Raw genomic sequence first — 14,850 nt, 5'->3', positions numbered from 1 at the left:
CAGGCCACGGCGGACGGGCCACGGACACCGTGTGGGTCAGTTCCGGACACGGCCGGTCATCGCCCGCACCACCCCGCCCCAGTATCCTTGCCGCGCATGAGTGACCCCGCCTTTCCGATTTCCCCGCTGCTGCCGCAGATCCGCGACAGCCTCGCCGCCCATCCGCGTCTGGTGCTGGAAGCGCCGCCCGGCGCCGGCAAGACCACCCAGGTGCCGTTGGCGCTGCTGGATGCGCCCTGGCTGGCGGGCCGCAGCATCGTGATGCTGGAACCGCGCCGGGTGGCCGCGCGCAGCGCCGCGCTGTTCATGGCGCGCCAGCTGGGCGAGCCGGTCGGCGAGACCGTGGGCTACCGCATCCGCTTCGAGAACAAGACCTCCGCGCGCACGCGGATCGAGGTGGTCACCGAGGGCATCCTGACCCGCATGCTGCAGGACGACCCGATGCTGGAACGCGTGGGTGCGTTGCTCTTCGACGAATTCCACGAACGGCACCTGGCCGGCGACCTGGGCCTGGCGTTGGCGCTGGATGTGCAGAGCCAGGTGCGCGAGGACCTGCGCATCGTGGCAATGTCGGCCACGCTGGATGGCGAGCGCCTGGCCAGTTTTCTCGATGCCCCGCGGCTGAGCAGTGCCGGGCGCAGCTACCCGGTGGAAGTGGCGCATTTTCCAGCGCGCCGCGACGAAGCGCTGGAGCCGCAGACCCGCCGCGCGGTGGAACATGCGCTGGCCACGCATCCTGGCGACGTGCTGGTGTTCCTGCCCGGTCAACGCGAGATCGCACGCGTGCAGGCGGCCTTGCAGGACGCGCTGGATCCAGCAATGCAACTGCTGCCGCTGCACGGCGAGCTGCCGGTGGAGGCACAAAGCCAGGTGCTGCAGCCCGACCCGCAGGGCCGGCGCCGCGTAGTGCTGGCCACCAACGTGGCCGAGTCGTCGGTGACGTTGCCGGGCGTGCGCGTGGTGATCGACAGCGGGCTGGCGCGCGAGCCGCATTACGACCCCAACAGCGGCTTTTCGCGGCTGGATGTGACCAGCATCGCGCAGGCCTCGGCCGATCAACGCGCCGGCCGCGCCGGGCGCGTGGCCAGCGGCTGGGCCTACCGGCTGTGGCCGCAATCGCAGCGGCTGGAGCCGCAGCGCCGCGCCGAGATCACCCAGGTGGAACTGACCGGCCTGGCGCTGGAACTGGCCGCCTGGGGCAGCGATGCGCTGCGCTTCGTCGATGCCCCGCCCGGCGGCGCACTGGCCGCCGCGCGCGAGCTGTTGCAGCGGCTGGGCGGTTTGAACGCAGAGGGCGGTATCACCGCGTTGGGACGGCGGATGCTGGCCCTGGGCACGCACCCGCGCCTGGCCGCACTGCTGGCACAGGCCGGCACGCCGGCGCGACTGGCGCTGGCCTGTGACCTGGCCGCACTGCTGGAAGCCCGCGACCCCCTCCGCCAGGGCGGCGACGGGCTGGCTGCGCGCTGGCGGGCGCTGGCCGCGTTCCGCCAGGGCCGCACTGGCGCGGATGCCAACCGCGGTGCGCTGGCCGCGATCGATGCCGCCGCCAAACAGTGGCGCCGCCGCCTGCGCTGCGATGCCACCCCACCCACCAGCGTGGAGGCGCATGCGCTGGGCGATTTGCTCTCGCATGCGTTTCCGGACCGCATCGCCGCACGTCACCCCACTGACCCGCTGCGCTACCTGCTGGCCAATGGCCGCAGCGCGCGCCTGTTCGACCACAGCGACCTGCGCGGCGAGCCGTGGCTGGTGGCCAGCGAATTGCGTTACGAAGCCAAGGACGCCTTGTTGCTGCGCGCCGCACCGGTGGACGAAGGCTATCTGCGCCAGAGCGTGCCCGAGCGCTTCGTGCAGCAGGACGTGGTGCAGTGGGATGCCGACAAACGCGCGTTGGTGGCACGGCGGCAGTCCAGCTTCGACCGCATCGTGCTGGACAGCCGCCCGGCCGGCCGCGTCGACCCGGCCCAGGCCGCCGCCGCGCTCACCGAGGCGGTGCGCCAGCTGGGGCTGGACGCCTTGCCGTGGACCGAGGGGCTGCGCCAGTGGCGCGCGCGGGTGGTGTCGCTGCGCGCCTGGATGCCGGAACTCGGCCTGCCGGACCTCTCCGACACCGCACTGCTGGCCTCGCTCGACCACTGGCTGCGCCCGGCGTTCGCCGGCAAGACCCGGCTGGATGCGCTGGACGAAGCCAGCCTGGGCGATGCACTCAAGGCCGCGTTGCCCTGGGAGCGCCGCCAGGCCATCGACCGCCACGCGCCCACCCGCATCAGCGTGCCCTCGGGCATGGAGCGCGCCATCACCTACGCGCTGGATCACGACCAGCAGCCGCTGCCGCCGGTGCTGGCGGTCAAACTGCAGGAGCTGTTCGGCCTGGCCGAAACCCCGCGCGTGGCCGATGGCCGCATCCCGCTCACCCTGCACCTGCTCTCCCCGGGCGGGCGGCCGTTGCAGGTGACCCAGGACCTGAAGAGTTTCTGGGCCACCACCTACCCGGACGTCAAAAAGGAAATGAAAGGCCGCTACCCGCGGCACCCCTGGCCAGACGATCCCTGGACCGCCAACGCCACGCATCGGGCCAAACCCAGGGGCACCTGAGGCAATCGTGCGGCTGCATGGGCGCAGGGATTGCGTGCTGGGCGATGCACGCGCGAACCTCGGCAAAACTGTGGGCTTGGCACCGGGCCATGCGGCACGCAGGACAAGTCCCGGGATTTGCCTGTGCGCGAAAGCCTCGGTTTTGTTTTGGCACGCGCCACGCGGATAGCGCCACGTACGCGTGTGCAGCTGCAGAGCGCTGCGCTTGCCCAGACAAAACTGCGGTCCGCAGCGTGCTCTGCCCCACGCCAACCGCCGTGCCCGGCCAGCGCTGCCGAGCAGCCCGCCGTGCGCCAATCCTAACCGCGAGCAAAACGCGCGCGGCCGCGCTAACACTGCCTATACGCGCCAGCGCACAGACTGCGCCCCACGATACTCAGAAAGGAAACGCCCCCAATGAGCAAGCTGACAGTGATCACCGAACGCGCCCTGGAGCGTGCCCTGGAACTGGCAGGCAATGCCGGCGACCACCTGCGTCACGCGGCTTCCAATGCGGGCGACCAGGCACGTCATGCCGGCAGCAGCCTGCGCCACTTCGGCCCTGGTGCCAGCGAGTGGTTGAAGACGGGCGCAGCGCTCGGTGCCGTGCGCACCGGTGGCAAGGTTGCCACGCGGCTGGTCAAGCGCAATCCGGCCGTCACGGTCGCCGCAGCGGTCGCCGGCCTCGGCCTGATCGGTTATGCGGTGTATCGCAAGCGCAAGCGCGATCAGGAAGTGCTGGGCGGCAACGTGCATCGTCTGGACCGTGAGCACGCGAGCAACGCCAATGCCCGTCGCGCCGCATACCAGCGCCGCGGTGCAGTGACACCGAGCGACGGCATCGAATAAGCAGCCGCGCTGTAACACCCTTTGACGCCACGGCTGACACCGTGGCGTTTTTCGTTGTGGCACCGGATGTTTCTGGGCGATGTCCGGATGCACATGCGGCTTGGTTCTTGGTTCTTGGTTCTTGGTTCTTGGTTCTTGGTTCTTGGTTCTTGGTTCTTGGTTCTTGGTTCTTGGTTCGTGCGTCATGCGTCATGCGTCATGCGTCTTCAACTCAGCAGTGAGTCGCTAGACACTGCATGCAAGCTGGCAGCCATTTGCGCGACCGAGCGTCATCCGGTGACCGTATGGCAGTGGCACCGCGGAGCAGCGTCGTGCATCGATGGCGCAATCAGCACTGTTCGCGCCTGTACGCCCGGCCGCCTTCTCAGCGCAGCGGCTGGACGTGACCAGCATGACCCAGGCCTCGGCCGATCAACGCGCCGGCCGCACCGCACGCGCGTCGTCCACACGCCATTGCCCGGGCTGTAGCGACGCCAGCGACCACGCACCGATAGCCACCCGCACCAGGCGCAAGGTGGGCAGGCCCACCGATGCCGTCATGCGGCGCACCTGGCGGTTACGTCCTTCGGTGATCTGCACTTCCAGCCAGGCATCGGGCACAGTCTTGCGCACACGCACCGGCGGATCGCGCGGCCACAACGTCGGTGCGCACTCCAGCCTGCGTACGTTGGCCGGGCGCGTCGGGCCGTCGTTGAGCAGCACCCCATCGCACAGCGCCTGCAGCTGTGACGTATCCGGGTCGCCTTCCACCTGCACCCAATAGGTCTTGGGCTGCTTGTGGCGCGGGTCGGTCAGCCGATGCGCCAGCGGGCCGTCGTCGGTGAGCAGCAGCAGGCCTTCGCTGTCGTGGTCCAGGCGCCCGGCCGCATACACCTGCGGCGGTAGGCCGAACTCGGCCAGCGTGCGCTTGGGTGGCGTGGAGCGGTCGCTGAATTGCGACAGCACACCGTACGGCTTGTTCAACAGCACCAACATCAGGAGCCCATCCAGGCAGATCGCGGAAGGCAACATGATCGGGCAATCGGCAGCGCGTGGGAAATCGCGGTCAGCACATGGAGCTGCGGTGCGCACTCCACATTCCATGGCACACGCTGACGACGGCGATGAAGCGCTATTGCCTGGTTCCCGAAGGCACCACTCCCTCTGGGAGGTCGCACAGCATGTGCGATCGCTTCAACCAAGCACTCATGCTCGCGGCTGCTGATCCGCCGTTACCCCGCATCGCCGATCCTTAGCGAAGTGTCGGTGATACATGTACGGCGTAGCTCAGCGGCTCTGCACGTGCACGTGCACTGCACCCAGTATCTACGGCTCATACGGTTTGCGGTTTGCGGTTTGCGGTTTGCGGTTTGCGAATTACGACTCACGAATTAAATCAGTGAGCAATTCGTCGATCTCATTGCAAGACGCCTTACATCGGCGCACTGATGCGTCAAAAAGTACACCGCAATGCGCAGCACTCACCACGCCCTGAGCCAATTCAAAGCAACAAAAAAATGGCGCAGACACGCAGAGTGCCGCGCCACTTACCAACTGCCATCAACCCAGCAGAAGCTGCGCCAGCCCATTGACCGGCGCAGCCACCGCATCGCCGCGATCAGCGCTTGACGAACTTCAGGGTCATGCGGTCGCTCTCACCGATCGCCTTGTACTTGGCAGCGTCGGCTGCGTCGTGGCTGTTGCTCGGCGGCAATGTCCACACGCCCCCCGGGTAGTCCTTGGTGTCGCGCGGGTTGGCATTGAGCTCGCTCTTGCCGGCCAGGGTGAAGCCGGCCGCCTCGGCCATGGCGATCACCTGCGCCTGGCCCACGTAGCCGCTATTGTCATCGGCCGGCACATCGGTCTTGGCACGGTGCTCGACCACACCGAGCACGCCGCCGGGCTTGAGCACCTTGTAGAAGCTCTTGAACATCGACTCGGCCTGGCCCGCCATGCGCCAGTTGTGCACGTTGCGGAAGGTCAGCACCAGGTCTGCAGAATTGTCCGCACCAAAGCTGGGCGCGGTCGGGTTGTACGCCACCAGGGTGGGCTTGCCGTAGATGTCCGGCTTTGCCGTGAACTTCTTTTCCAAGCCGTCGCGTGCACGCTGCGCGTAGTCGCGGCTGCGCCCTTCCGGCACCGCGGCCGGGTCGACCACCGCACCCACGTACTTGCCCTTCTCGCGCAGGTACGGCGCCAGGATTTCCGAATACCAGCCACCACCGGGGGTGATCTCGATAACGGTCTGGGTGGGCTTGATGCCGAAGAAGGCCAGCGTCTGGCCGGGGTGGCGGTACACGTCGCGCTGCACGTACACGCGGTCGCGCCACGTGCCATCGATAGCCGCCTGCAACGCCGCGTCGGGAGCGGGAAGCGTGGCGGTGTCCGTCGGCTTCATCGCCATCACCAACGGCGCGCTCATCGCCAATGTCACACCTACCACGCATGCACAGGCCAGTTTGTTGCGGATCATCGCAGCGCCCTCCTCCGGGAAAAGTAGCGCGAGCCTAGCATGCAGGCTGCACCGCACCACGCACGCCTGGCGCGGTGTGTTCAATTTCCGTGAGCGCGGCAACGCGGTGTGCGGAACGCTGAATCCACACCGATGTCACACGCAACAGCACCGGGCATGACTATCCTGTGGCCAGTTCGAAACAGGAGCCCTGTGATGCCCCACTCCCGTGCGCTTGGCCGCTCCGGCCTGCAAGTCCAGCCGATCGTGTTCGGTGGCAACGTGTTTGGCTGGAGCGCCGACGAGGCCACCTCGTTCGCGTTGCTCGACGCCTTCGTCGATGCCGGCTTCAACATGATCGATACCGCCGACGCGTACTCCGGTTGGGTGCCCGGCAATCGCGGTGGCGAATCGGAAACCATCATCGGCCGCTGGCTGGCCCGCAGCGGCAAACGCGACAAGGTGCTGATCGCCACCAAGGTCGCCAAGTGGAGCGAACACCCGGGCCTGTCGCCGGACAACATCGCAGCGGCGGTGGAAGATTCGCTGTCGCGCCTGCAGACCGATGTGATCGATCTGTACCAGGCACACGAAGACGACGAATCGATTCCGCTGGAAGCCACGCTGGCGGCATTCGGCCGGCTGATCGAACAGGGCAAGGTGCGTGCGATCGGCGCCTCCAACTACACGGCAGCGCGCCTGCGCGATGCGCTGGATGTGTCGGCGCAATACAACCTGCCGCGCTATGAAAGCCTGCAGCCCGAATACAACCTCTACGACCGCGCCGGCTTCGAAGAGGAATTGGAACCGCTGGTGCAGGAACGCGGCCTGGGCGTGATCAGTTACTACTCGCTGGCCAGCGGTTTTCTCACCGGCAAGTACCGCAGCGCCGATGACGCCGGCAAGAGCAGCGCGCGTGGTGCCTCGGTGGTCAAGCAATACGTCAATCCGCGTGGCTTGCGCATCCTGCAGGCGCTGGATGATCTGGCCGCCACCCACACCGCCACGCCTGCACAGATTGCGCTGGCGTGGTTGATCGCGCGCCCCAGTGTCACCGCGCCGATCGTCAGCGCCACCAGCGTGACCCAGTTGCAGGACGTGCTGGCGGCCGGGCAGATCACGCTCAGCGATGCGCAGATCGCGCAGCTCGACGAGGCCAGCGCAGCGGAACCAGCCGGCGCCTGATCCGCATCAGCCACTGCGCCACCGCCTCGCCATTCACTCACCTCGCGCAGCCGCACGGCGGCTGTGCCCCCACGACCGCGCCTTGCGCGGTCCCTTCCGCGAGGAATTCGCATGACATCGCTCACCAACCGCCGCATCGTGCTGGCCTCACGCCCGCACGGCGAACCCGGCACCGACAACTTCCGCATCGAAGACGCCCCGGTGCCGCCAACCGGGCACAACCAGATCCTGGTCCGCAATCGCTTTTTGTCACTGGACCCGTACATGCGCGGTCGCATGGACGAAGGCCCCTCGTACGCCGCGCCGGTCGCCATCGATGCGGTCATGGAAGGCGGCACCGTGGGCGAGGTGCTGGAATCGAACCATCCCGATTACCACCCAGGCGAGCTCCTGGTGCTGGGCGGCGGCTGGCAGACCCACACCGTGCTGGAGCCCACCGCGCCGCTGCGCAAGCTGCCCAAGGACGATGCGCTGCCGTTGAGCACCGCGCTCGGTGTGTACGGCATGCCCGGCTTCACCGCTTACGCCGGCCTGCACGAGATCGGCAAGCCGCAAGCCGGCGAAACCCTGGTGGTGGCGGCGGCCAGCGGGCCGGTCGGTGCCACCGTGGCCCAGCTGGCGCGCCTGCAAGGGCTGCGCGTGGTGGCCATCGCCGGTGGCGAAGAAAAAGTCCGCTACCTGCGCGACACGCTGCGTGTCGACGTGGCGCTGGATCACCGCGCCGAGGATTTTGCCGCGCAATTGCGCGCCGCCACGCCGGACGGCATCGACGTCTATTTCGAAAACGTCGGCGGCAAGGTGTTCGATGCGGTGATGCCGCAGCTCAACGATTTCGCGCGCATCCCGGTGTGCGGCGTGGTGGCCACCTACAACAGCCGCGGCCAGGTCGCGCCCGGGCCGGATCGGCTGCCTGATTTCATCGGCCAGGTGCTGCGCAAGCGCCTGACCGTGCGCGGCTTCATCCAGCACGATTTCATCCGCCTGATGCCGGCGTTTTTACGCGAAATGGGCCAGTGGCTGCGCGAGGACAAGATCCAGTACCGCGAGCACGTGCTGCACGGCCTGGACAGCGCACCACAAGGGCTGATCAGCCTGCTGCGCGGCGAAAACTTCGGCAAGGCCGTGGTCGCACTCGACTGAGTCGCGCTGCCATACCTGCATCCGTATCACTGCTTCATTTACCACCTCCCAACACGCAAGGAACCTCATGACTGTCCCCGCATTTGGCCTCGGTACGTTTCGCCTCAAGGACCAGGTTGTCATCGACTCGGTGCGCAACGCACTGGCGCTGGGGTATCGCGCCATCGATACCGCACAGATCTACGACAACGAAGCGCAGGTTGGCCAGGCCATTGCCGATGCCGGCGTGCCGCGCGATCAGCTGTTTGTGACCACCAAGATCTGGGTGGACCGGTTCAGCCGCGACACGCTGCAACCCAGCCTGCAGGAAAGCCTGCGCAAGCTCGGCACCGATTATGTCGACCTCACCCTGATCCACTGGCCCTCGCCCAAAGACCAGGTGCCGATGCGCGAGTATCTGGAGGCGCTGGCCGATGCCAAGGCGCAGGGGCTGACCCGCGCGATCGGTGTCTCCAACTTCACCATTGCGCTCACGCGCCAGGCAATCGAGATCCTCGGCGCCGATGCGATCGCCACCAACCAGATCGAAGTGCATCCGTACCTGCAGAACCGCACGCTGATCGCGTTCCTGCGCGAGCAGGGCATCCATGTCACCTCGTACATGACCCTGGCCGTGGGCGAAGTGCTCAAGGATCCGGTAATCCAGGCGATCGCCAAGCGCCACGACGCCACGCCGGCGCAGGTCACGCTGGCCTGGGCCCTGCAGCAGGGCTATTCGGTAATTCCGTCCTCGACCAAGCGGGCGAATCTGGAAAGCAACCTCAAGGCGCAGAGCCTGCACCTGAGTGAGCAGGACATGGCCGAGATCGCCGCGCTGGACCGTGGCGAACGCCTGGCCAACCCGAAAGCGATTGCGCCCGACTGGGACTGAGCCTGACTGCGACACACGCGAGGGTTTGCATCCGTACCGGCACGCTGCCGGTGCGGGTTTTGCGGTACTGCTGCACCGCTCGTCGCCATGCGCTGGCTGCGCGGCCAAGGCGCTGCTAGGGTGCAAAAACAGGGGGGGTAGTCTCGACCACGGAGTCCTACCCATGCACACCGCATCTGTTTCGACCCAGCGCGTCGTCAATGTCGACGCCGAGATTTCCTACTGGCGCGGCATCCACGCCGAGGGTCATCTGGGCGGCTATGACTTCGCCGATTACGCACGCGTGCTCACGCTCGGCTACGACATCTACCTGGCCTACCCACGCGCCACCGAGGCGCAGCTGTATCGAGTTCTTCAGGATGGCTACTACCGGTATCAGCCCACGTTATCGGTGCCCTGGGATCAGGCGCGCTGGATCGTGCGGCAGGCATGGCGGCATATGGAAGACGCTGCGGTGCGTCACTAGGCGCATTGCGCGCGTCACTCACCTCAAGCGCGTCGCGCTTGGACGTTGCAGGGTGCGCTAGTGCGCAGGCTGCGCACTGCGTTGTGCTCTAACGGCTTGCGCGTGCGTTTGACGCGCACCAACTTGCGTATCACTTGGAAAACAGCTGTCGGCGCAGCGCGCCGACCGTTACTGCTGCGAATCAATTCAACTGGCTGATCGCCATCGCTTGGCGATCGATGCGGTGCTTTTCGGCCAGCGCCTGCATGCCTTGCAGCGTGGAGGCGATCAGGCTGGCGTAGCGTAGCCGCCACAGGCTGGCGCGGTCAGCGTCGTCCTGGGTGCTGCCCAAGCCATCGAGCACCTGCGGCAGGCGCCGGTCGGCCAGTGCCGACGGCGCCAGGTAGGGCTTTGCGGGTGCGATCACATCCACCGGGGCGCGCCAGTCATTAGCCACGTGCCGCGCGATGCCGGCCAGATGCGAGAGCTGGTGCATGCCGATCAGCGTCTCATGCAGCATTTCGCGGCAGGCCCATTGCCACAGTGCCACCTTCTCCGATGGGTCCTGGGCGATCTCGGTCAGTGCCAGATCAACCTTTTCGATGCGTGAGTCGAGCATTGCGGGGCTCCGATGCTGCTGTGCAACATAATTCACACCATACGCCGTGAGAATCCAGTGATCCAGTCGTTTGCACGATGTCATGACGCAGATGCTCGACCCGGTTCACGCTTTAGAGCAGCTGACAAAACATGGGGCGCGTCATCGGTACAGGCGCCGCGGAGCAACGGGTCCATGCGGGTCCAGGCGCCGGCCGCGCCCGCCTTGCGGCTGCCCGGTCGCCTTGATCGCTGGTCTCACACCCACCATTGGCCGGATCCCCCCTGTCGGCACCCTGACTTTCCGGCCATGGCGCGGCGGCGCCCACTGCCCGATGCTGCAATCCCCTACCCGGAAGCGCGTGCGATGCGTCCCCGCGTTTTCCTGCTCCCGCTGCTGTGGCTGGTGGCCTGCGCCGCGCAGGCAGACACGCCCACGCCGCAGCTATCGGCCCAGCAGTGCGGCATTAGAGCAGCTATCAAAACTGCTGCGCAGCCGCCAGGCGGGCGCGGCCGGTGCTCGGAATCGGCATGTACCCACGGACACTCCGGTTCCTCCGCGCCGTCCGCACCCACCTGACGACTGCTCGCTACGTTTTGTTAGCCGCCCTTACTTGGCCAGGTGCTGCTGCAACGCGTCGCCGGCCTGACGGATCGCGGTACGGACGGCCGGCACATCGCTGAGTGCGTTGAGCAAGCCGTAGTCGTGAATCAGGCCGTTGTAGCGGATCACGGTGACCTCCACGCCGGCCTGGTCGAGCTTGCGGCCGTAGGCTTCGCCTTCGTCGCGCAAGACATCCAGTTCGGCGGTCTGGATCAAGGTCGGCGGCAAGCCCTTGAGCTGTTCTACGCTGGCCTGCAATGGCGAGGCGTAGATCTCGCGGCGCTGCGCCGGGTCGGTGGTGTAGCTGTCCCAGAACCAGCGCATCATGTTGCGGCTGAGGAAATAACCCTGCTGAAACCGCTGGTAAGAGCCGTTATCGAACGCGGCATCGGTTACCGGCCATAGCAGCACTTCATAGCGGATGGCCGGGGTGCCCGCCGCCTTGGCCTGCAGGGCGACCGAGGCCGCCATGTTGCCGCCGACGCTGTTGCCCACCAGCGCCAACCGCGTGCCGTCCACGCCGATCTCGGCACCGTGCGCAGCCACCCATTTGGTCGCGGCATAGGCCTGGTGGATCGCCACCGGATAGCGCGCCTCCGGCGAAGGGCTGTAGTCCACATACACCGCCGCCGCACCCGAGGCCCGCGCCAGGTCGCGAATCAGCCGCTCATGGGTGGGGAAATCACCCAGCACCCAACCGCCGCCGTGGAAAAACATGAACACCGGCTACGTCTTGCCGGCACTGCCCGGCGGCTTGACCACCACCAGCCCGAGCGGCTTGCCGTCGACGGTGATCGTCTTGCGGGTCACCTCGGCGGCCGGCAGGGTTGCGCCAGCCTGCGCGTCCACCAGCACCTTGCGGGCCTGCTGCGGGGTGAGTTGCTCCATCGGCTTGCCGCCGGCGGAGTTGAGGACGTCCAGCAAGGCCTGGACTTTCGGGGAAGCGGCCGGTGCGGCAGGACCGGTCGGCGCGGCAAGCGCGCCGCCGGTTGCCGACGCCAACGTGCCAAACAGCAGCAACGATGGGTAGCGTTTCATGGGGGATATCCGGGAAAGGATCAGGCCAGCGTCAGGGTGACGTCGATGTTGCCGCGGGTGGCATTGGAGTACGGGCACACCTGGTGGGCCTTGTCGACCAGCGCCTGCAGCTCGGCCGGCTCCATGCCCGGCACGGCGATCTTCAGTTCCACTGCGATGCCGAAACCGCCCGGAATCTGGCCGATACCGACGCTGCCGTCGATGCTGATCTCGCCCGGCAATTTGAGCTTGTCCTGCGCGGCCACGGCCTTCATCGCGCCGATGAAGCAGGCCGAATAACCGGCTGCGAACAGCTGCTCCGGGTTGGTGCCATCGCCGCCGGCGCCGCCGAGCTCACGCGGGGTGGAGAGCTTGACGTCCAGGGCGCTGTCGGACGACACGGCGCGGCCTTCGCGGCCACCGGTGGCAGTGGCGTGGGCGGTGTAGAGGACTTTTTCGGGTGAGGCCATGGTGGTTCTCCTGAGTGAGCGCGGATTGCGCATTGAATAGCGAGTTATTAAATCGTGCCCTACATGTTTGGCAGAACAATGAATGACGTGGCTTGGTCAGGCGGCGCCCAGGCTGGTACGCAGCTTTTCCAGTTCCTGCTTGAGCTGACGCAGTTCCTCCAGCGAACAGGCCGACGCGCAGAAGACTTGTTCCGGCACCGCACCCGCCTTGCTGCGCAGCGCGCGGCCGGCATCGGCAAGCCCGATGATCACCTGGCGCTCGTCGTGCGCGGCCCGGGTCCGGGTCAGCAGACCGGCGCTTTCCAGCCGCTTGAGCAGCGGGGTCAGCGTGGCCGAATCCAGATACAGCCGCTCGCCGATCTCCGAGACGCTGCGGCCATCGTTCTCCCACAACACCAGCATCACCAGGTACTGCGGATAGGTCAGGTCCAGAGTCTTCAGCAGCCCGCGGTAGAGCTTGTGCATCGCCAGGTTGGCCGAATACAGCGCGAAGCAGAGCTGGTTGTCCAGCTGCAGCAGGGCGTTGGTGCGATCGGTGGTGGGCGTTGCGGTGTCCATGGGCTGCAATTTAAATAGTGCACGATTTAATTGCAAGCGATTTTTTCTGAATGAAGGATTGGGCTCGCCGCAGCTACTGGGGCGTGGCCGCAAGCGAACTGGACCTGTGTCTGTGTTCGGGAAAACTCCGGGCTGTGGATCGGGGCACACATCCGCACCACCCTGCCCTCCGCCATCCGGTGGCAGTGCGTCGGCGCACCTGCGTCTTTCGCAGGATGCCGGTGCGGTTGGCCGTTACCGTATTCGCCGAGCAGCGCTCGCCCGCCCGAGTGCCCGGGCTTGGCTGGGATCAGGTGAACTGGATGAAGAAATAGCCAGCCGAATCGCCTTGGCGCAGTACCTTCGCGCGCTGTTCTGCAAACAGGTAACCCGTCCCGTCGGCGAACAGGCCATCGTAGGCCGGGTCCTGCTGACGCAGGTCCGACTCGACGAACTGGGCAAGGAAGTAATGACGCGGATGCTCGTGGATGGGGTCCTGCAGCCAGCACGGGCGGCCCAGCTGCTTGCTCATGCCTGCACCGTTGTCGGCGTCTTCGGCCTCTTCCTCAGCATCGCGTTCGTCGAAGGGCTGCAGTCCCACAAAATGCCGCGGGAGCATCACCGTGTCGCGCACCAGTTCGCGCGCGGCACGTCGGTGCAACACCACCTTGCTATGGCCAGCGTCGATTTTTTCGAGCTCGCTCTGCTGGTGGATGGTGAGCGTGCGCAGCGCTGTCCGGTTGTACGCGTCGCCTTCGCGGCCCAGTGCCGCGAAGACCGTCACAGCCATGTCGTCGGCCAACCAGACGCTGGGCAGGAACAGATCGGTCAGCATGACAACCGGCGTCATGGGCCGGCCGGTCGACGGATCGCTGGGCCACAACGCCGCATCGCTCAACCACGCGCCACCGCCAAACTGGCCCAACCCGCAGTCGTCTTCGCTGACGCGGATCGTGTGGCGACCCGGCGCAGGGCGCGTGCGCGCACTCATGCGCGATGCGCGGTTGCCAGATAGTCAGCGCTCTGCATTTCTATCAGGCGCGAAGCGGTACGCTCGAATGCACCGGCCAGGCGCTGGCCGCTGTACAACGCCGGCGGTGCGTCCTGCGCAGTGCAGACCAGATTGACGTGGCGGTCGTACAACTCGTCGATCAGGTTGACGAAGCGGCGGGCGGCGTCTTCATTCATGCGGTCGAAATGCGGGATGCCGCCCAACAGCACGGTGGTGAATTCGCGGGCGATCTCGATGTAGTCGGCCGGCCCGCGCGGGCCTTCGCACAACGCGGCAAAATCGAACCAGGCGATGCTCTTGCCACGCGCACGCACGGCGATCTTGCGCGCCTCGATCTCGATGTTGCCGCTGCGCGCCTCGGCGTTGCCGCTCAGCTCCGCCCAGCGCTGCGCCAGCCAGCCATCGGCCTGCGCATCCAGCGGCGCGCGGTACACCGGCGAACGCGTCAGCGCGCGCATGCGGTAGTCCTCGGTGCCCTCGGCGTAGAGCTCCACGCAGAACTTCTGCAGCAAGCCGATCGCCGGCAGGAAGCTGTCGCGCTGCAAGCCGTTGGCGTACAGGTTTTCCGGTGCGGTGTTGGAGGTGGTCACCAAGGTCACGCCTTCGGCGAACAGGCGCTCGAGCAGGCGCGCCAGCAGCATCGCATCGCCAATGTCGGTGACGAAGAATTCGTCCAGCACCAGCACGCGCAGGTTTTCGCGCCATTCCTGGGCAATCTTGGCCAGCGGGTCGCTCTGCCCGGCATGCTCGCGCAGGCGCTCATGCACGCCGCGCATGAAGCGATGGAAGTGGGTGCGGTACTTCTGCTTGATCGGCAGGCCGTCGTAGAACAGGTCGACCAGGAAGGTCTTGCCGCGCCCCACACCACCCCAGAAATACAGCCCGCGCACCGGCTCGGGTTTTTTCCAGAACGCCGACAGCCGATCCAGCCAGCCGTCCTGCGCACTGTCCACCAGTGCTTCGTGGATCCGGTCCAGCTCGGCCAGGGCCGCCTGCTGCGCAGGATCGGCGCGCCAGTCGCCACGTTGTACGCCGGCGGCGTAGCGCTGCGACGGGGTCATCTCACTCATCGTGTTTCTCCGCGGGCCGGCCGTGGCCGGCGCCGTTCAACGGCG

General features: G+C 66.6%; 15 protein-coding genes and 1 other RNA gene. 7 read left to right on the top strand and 9 right to left on the bottom strand.

Features of this window, described 5'->3' with window-relative positions; all coding sequences use genetic code 11:
- Window positions 1-96: 96 nt before the first annotated feature.
- Together hrpB and ACCQ09_RS01445 are read left to right on the top strand one after the other, a co-directional pair.
- Entirely contained in the window at window positions 97-2,598 is a 2,502-nt protein-coding gene (gene hrpB, locus ACCQ09_RS01450) for an ATP-dependent helicase HrpB (protein WP_040940391.1), read from the top strand.
- 396 nt (window positions 2,599-2,994) lie between these two features.
- A complete protein-coding gene (locus ACCQ09_RS01445; protein ID WP_011035529.1) occupies window positions 2,995-3,426 on the top strand; it encodes a hypothetical protein in 432 nt (143 codons plus the stop codon).
- Between the two features lie 411 nt (window positions 3,427-3,837).
- Here ACCQ09_RS01445 and ACCQ09_RS01440 read toward each other — a convergent pair whose 3' ends face one another.
- Both ACCQ09_RS01440 and ACCQ09_RS01435 read right to left on the bottom strand, forming a co-directional pair.
- On the bottom strand, window positions 3,838-4,401 hold the full coding sequence (locus tag ACCQ09_RS01440) for a pseudouridine synthase (protein WP_011035528.1): 564 nt from the start codon (window positions 4,399-4,401) through the stop codon (window positions 3,838-3,840).
- A 622-nt stretch (window positions 4,402-5,023) separates the two neighbouring features.
- Window positions 5,024-5,878 (bottom strand): class I SAM-dependent methyltransferase, encoded by an 855-nt coding sequence (locus ACCQ09_RS01435; protein ID WP_040940390.1) that lies wholly within the window; start codon window positions 5,876-5,878, stop codon window positions 5,024-5,026.
- Between the two features lie 195 nt (window positions 5,879-6,073).
- Here ACCQ09_RS01435 and ACCQ09_RS01430 point away from each other — a divergent pair, with 195 nt between their 5' ends.
- From ACCQ09_RS01430 to ACCQ09_RS01415, 4 genes are all read left to right on the top strand, one after another.
- Window positions 6,074-7,042 carry an aldo/keto reductase gene (locus ACCQ09_RS01430; RefSeq protein ID WP_011035526.1) on the top strand — a complete coding sequence of 323 codons (969 nt, stop codon included), beginning with the start codon at window positions 6,074-6,076 and terminating at the stop codon, window positions 7,040-7,042.
- Window positions 7,043-7,153: 111 nt separating this feature from the next.
- Window positions 7,154-8,182 (top strand): NADPH-dependent curcumin/dihydrocurcumin reductase, encoded by a 1,029-nt coding sequence (curA, locus tag ACCQ09_RS01425; protein WP_011035525.1) that lies wholly within the window; start codon window positions 7,154-7,156, stop codon window positions 8,180-8,182.
- Window positions 8,183-8,249: 67 nt separating this feature from the next.
- Entirely contained in the window at window positions 8,250-9,053 is an 804-nt protein-coding gene (dkgB, locus tag ACCQ09_RS01420; protein WP_040940389.1) for a 2,5-didehydrogluconate reductase DkgB, read from the top strand.
- A 163-nt stretch (window positions 9,054-9,216) separates the two neighbouring features.
- Complete coding sequence (locus ACCQ09_RS01415; protein ID WP_011035523.1) at window positions 9,217-9,519, top strand: hypothetical protein; 303 nt, start codon at window positions 9,217-9,219, stop codon at window positions 9,517-9,519.
- 181 nt (window positions 9,520-9,700) lie between these two features.
- Here the strand turns inward: ACCQ09_RS01415 and ACCQ09_RS01410 are convergent, their stop codons facing one another.
- A complete protein-coding gene (locus ACCQ09_RS01410; protein WP_012437060.1) occupies window positions 9,701-10,117 on the bottom strand; it encodes a hypothetical protein in 417 nt (138 codons plus the stop codon).
- 509 nt (window positions 10,118-10,626) lie between these two features.
- Between ACCQ09_RS01410 and ACCQ09_RS01405 the strand changes: the two genes are divergently transcribed.
- Window positions 10,627-10,701: non-coding RNA, sX9 sRNA (locus ACCQ09_RS01405), on the top strand.
- Window positions 10,702-10,705: 4 nt separating this feature from the next.
- Here ACCQ09_RS01405 and ACCQ09_RS01400 read toward each other — a convergent pair.
- The 6 genes from ACCQ09_RS01400 to zapE form a co-directional block, all read right to left on the bottom strand.
- Entirely contained in the window at window positions 10,706-11,416 is a 711-nt protein-coding gene (locus tag ACCQ09_RS01400) for an alpha/beta hydrolase (protein WP_080640216.1), read from the bottom strand.
- Between the two features lie 9 nt (window positions 11,417-11,425).
- On the bottom strand, window positions 11,426-11,737 hold the full coding sequence (locus tag ACCQ09_RS01395) for a hypothetical protein (protein ID WP_040940387.1): 312 nt from the start codon (window positions 11,735-11,737) through the stop codon (window positions 11,426-11,428).
- A gap of 20 nt (window positions 11,738-11,757) precedes the next feature.
- On the bottom strand, window positions 11,758-12,186 hold the full coding sequence (locus ACCQ09_RS01390) for an organic hydroperoxide resistance protein (RefSeq protein ID WP_011035519.1): 429 nt from the start codon (window positions 12,184-12,186) through the stop codon (window positions 11,758-11,760).
- A 96-nt stretch (window positions 12,187-12,282) separates the two neighbouring features.
- Window positions 12,283-12,744, bottom strand: a complete 462-nt coding sequence (locus tag ACCQ09_RS01385; RefSeq protein WP_011035518.1) for a MarR family winged helix-turn-helix transcriptional regulator — start codon at window positions 12,742-12,744, stop codon at window positions 12,283-12,285.
- A gap of 289 nt (window positions 12,745-13,033) precedes the next feature.
- Entirely contained in the window at window positions 13,034-13,621 is a 588-nt protein-coding gene (locus ACCQ09_RS01380) for a hypothetical protein (protein WP_228428186.1), read from the bottom strand.
- 89 nt (window positions 13,622-13,710) lie between these two features.
- Window positions 13,711-14,805, bottom strand: a complete 1,095-nt coding sequence (gene zapE / locus ACCQ09_RS01375; RefSeq protein ID WP_011035516.1) for a cell division protein ZapE — start codon at window positions 14,803-14,805, stop codon at window positions 13,711-13,713.
- Window positions 14,806-14,850: the final 45 nt, after the last annotated feature.

Source organism: Xanthomonas sp. NCPPB 2586, assembly GCF_041475775.2.
GTDB classification, from domain to species: Bacteria; Pseudomonadota; Gammaproteobacteria; order Xanthomonadales; family Xanthomonadaceae; genus Xanthomonas; species Xanthomonas campestris.
This window is presented reverse-complemented; position numbering and strand designations above follow the sequence as displayed.

What these genes read in the sequence shown, in the direction of transcription:
- curA (WP_011035525.1), top strand. Translation starts at nt 7,154, where the DNA reads ATGACATCGCTCACCAACCGCCGCATCGTGCTGGCCTCACGCCCGCAC.
- ACCQ09_RS01415 (WP_011035523.1), top strand. Translation starts at nt 9,217, where the DNA reads ATGCACACCGCATCTGTTTCGACCCAGCGCGTCGTCAATGTCGACGCC.
- ACCQ09_RS01400 (WP_080640216.1), bottom strand. Translation starts at nt 11,416, where the DNA reads ATGTTTTTCCACGGCGGCGGTTGGGTGCTGGGTGATTTCCCCACCCAT.
- hrpB (WP_040940391.1), top strand. Translation starts at nt 97, where the DNA reads ATGAGTGACCCCGCCTTTCCGATTTCCCCGCTGCTGCCGCAGATCCGC.
- ACCQ09_RS01410 (WP_012437060.1), bottom strand. Translation starts at nt 10,117, where the DNA reads ATGCTCGACTCACGCATCGAAAAGGTTGATCTGGCACTGACCGAGATC.
- ACCQ09_RS01430 (WP_011035526.1), top strand. Translation starts at nt 6,074, where the DNA reads ATGCCCCACTCCCGTGCGCTTGGCCGCTCCGGCCTGCAAGTCCAGCCG.
- ACCQ09_RS01390 (WP_011035519.1), bottom strand. Translation starts at nt 12,186, where the DNA reads ATGGCCTCACCCGAAAAAGTCCTCTACACCGCCCACGCCACTGCCACC.
- zapE (WP_011035516.1), bottom strand. Translation starts at nt 14,805, where the DNA reads ATGAGTGAGATGACCCCGTCGCAGCGCTACGCCGCCGGCGTACAACGT.
- ACCQ09_RS01445 (WP_011035529.1), top strand. Translation starts at nt 2,995, where the DNA reads ATGAGCAAGCTGACAGTGATCACCGAACGCGCCCTGGAGCGTGCCCTG.
- dkgB (WP_040940389.1), top strand. Translation starts at nt 8,250, where the DNA reads ATGACTGTCCCCGCATTTGGCCTCGGTACGTTTCGCCTCAAGGACCAG.
- ACCQ09_RS01435 (WP_040940390.1), bottom strand. Translation starts at nt 5,878, where the DNA reads ATGATCCGCAACAAACTGGCCTGTGCATGCGTGGTAGGTGTGACATTG.
- ACCQ09_RS01395 (WP_040940387.1), bottom strand. Translation starts at nt 11,737, where the DNA reads ATGAAACGCTACCCATCGTTGCTGCTGTTTGGCACGTTGGCGTCGGCA.
- ACCQ09_RS01385 (WP_011035518.1), bottom strand. Translation starts at nt 12,744, where the DNA reads ATGGACACCGCAACGCCCACCACCGATCGCACCAACGCCCTGCTGCAG.
- ACCQ09_RS01440 (WP_011035528.1), bottom strand. Translation starts at nt 4,401, where the DNA reads ATGTTGGTGCTGTTGAACAAGCCGTACGGTGTGCTGTCGCAATTCAGC.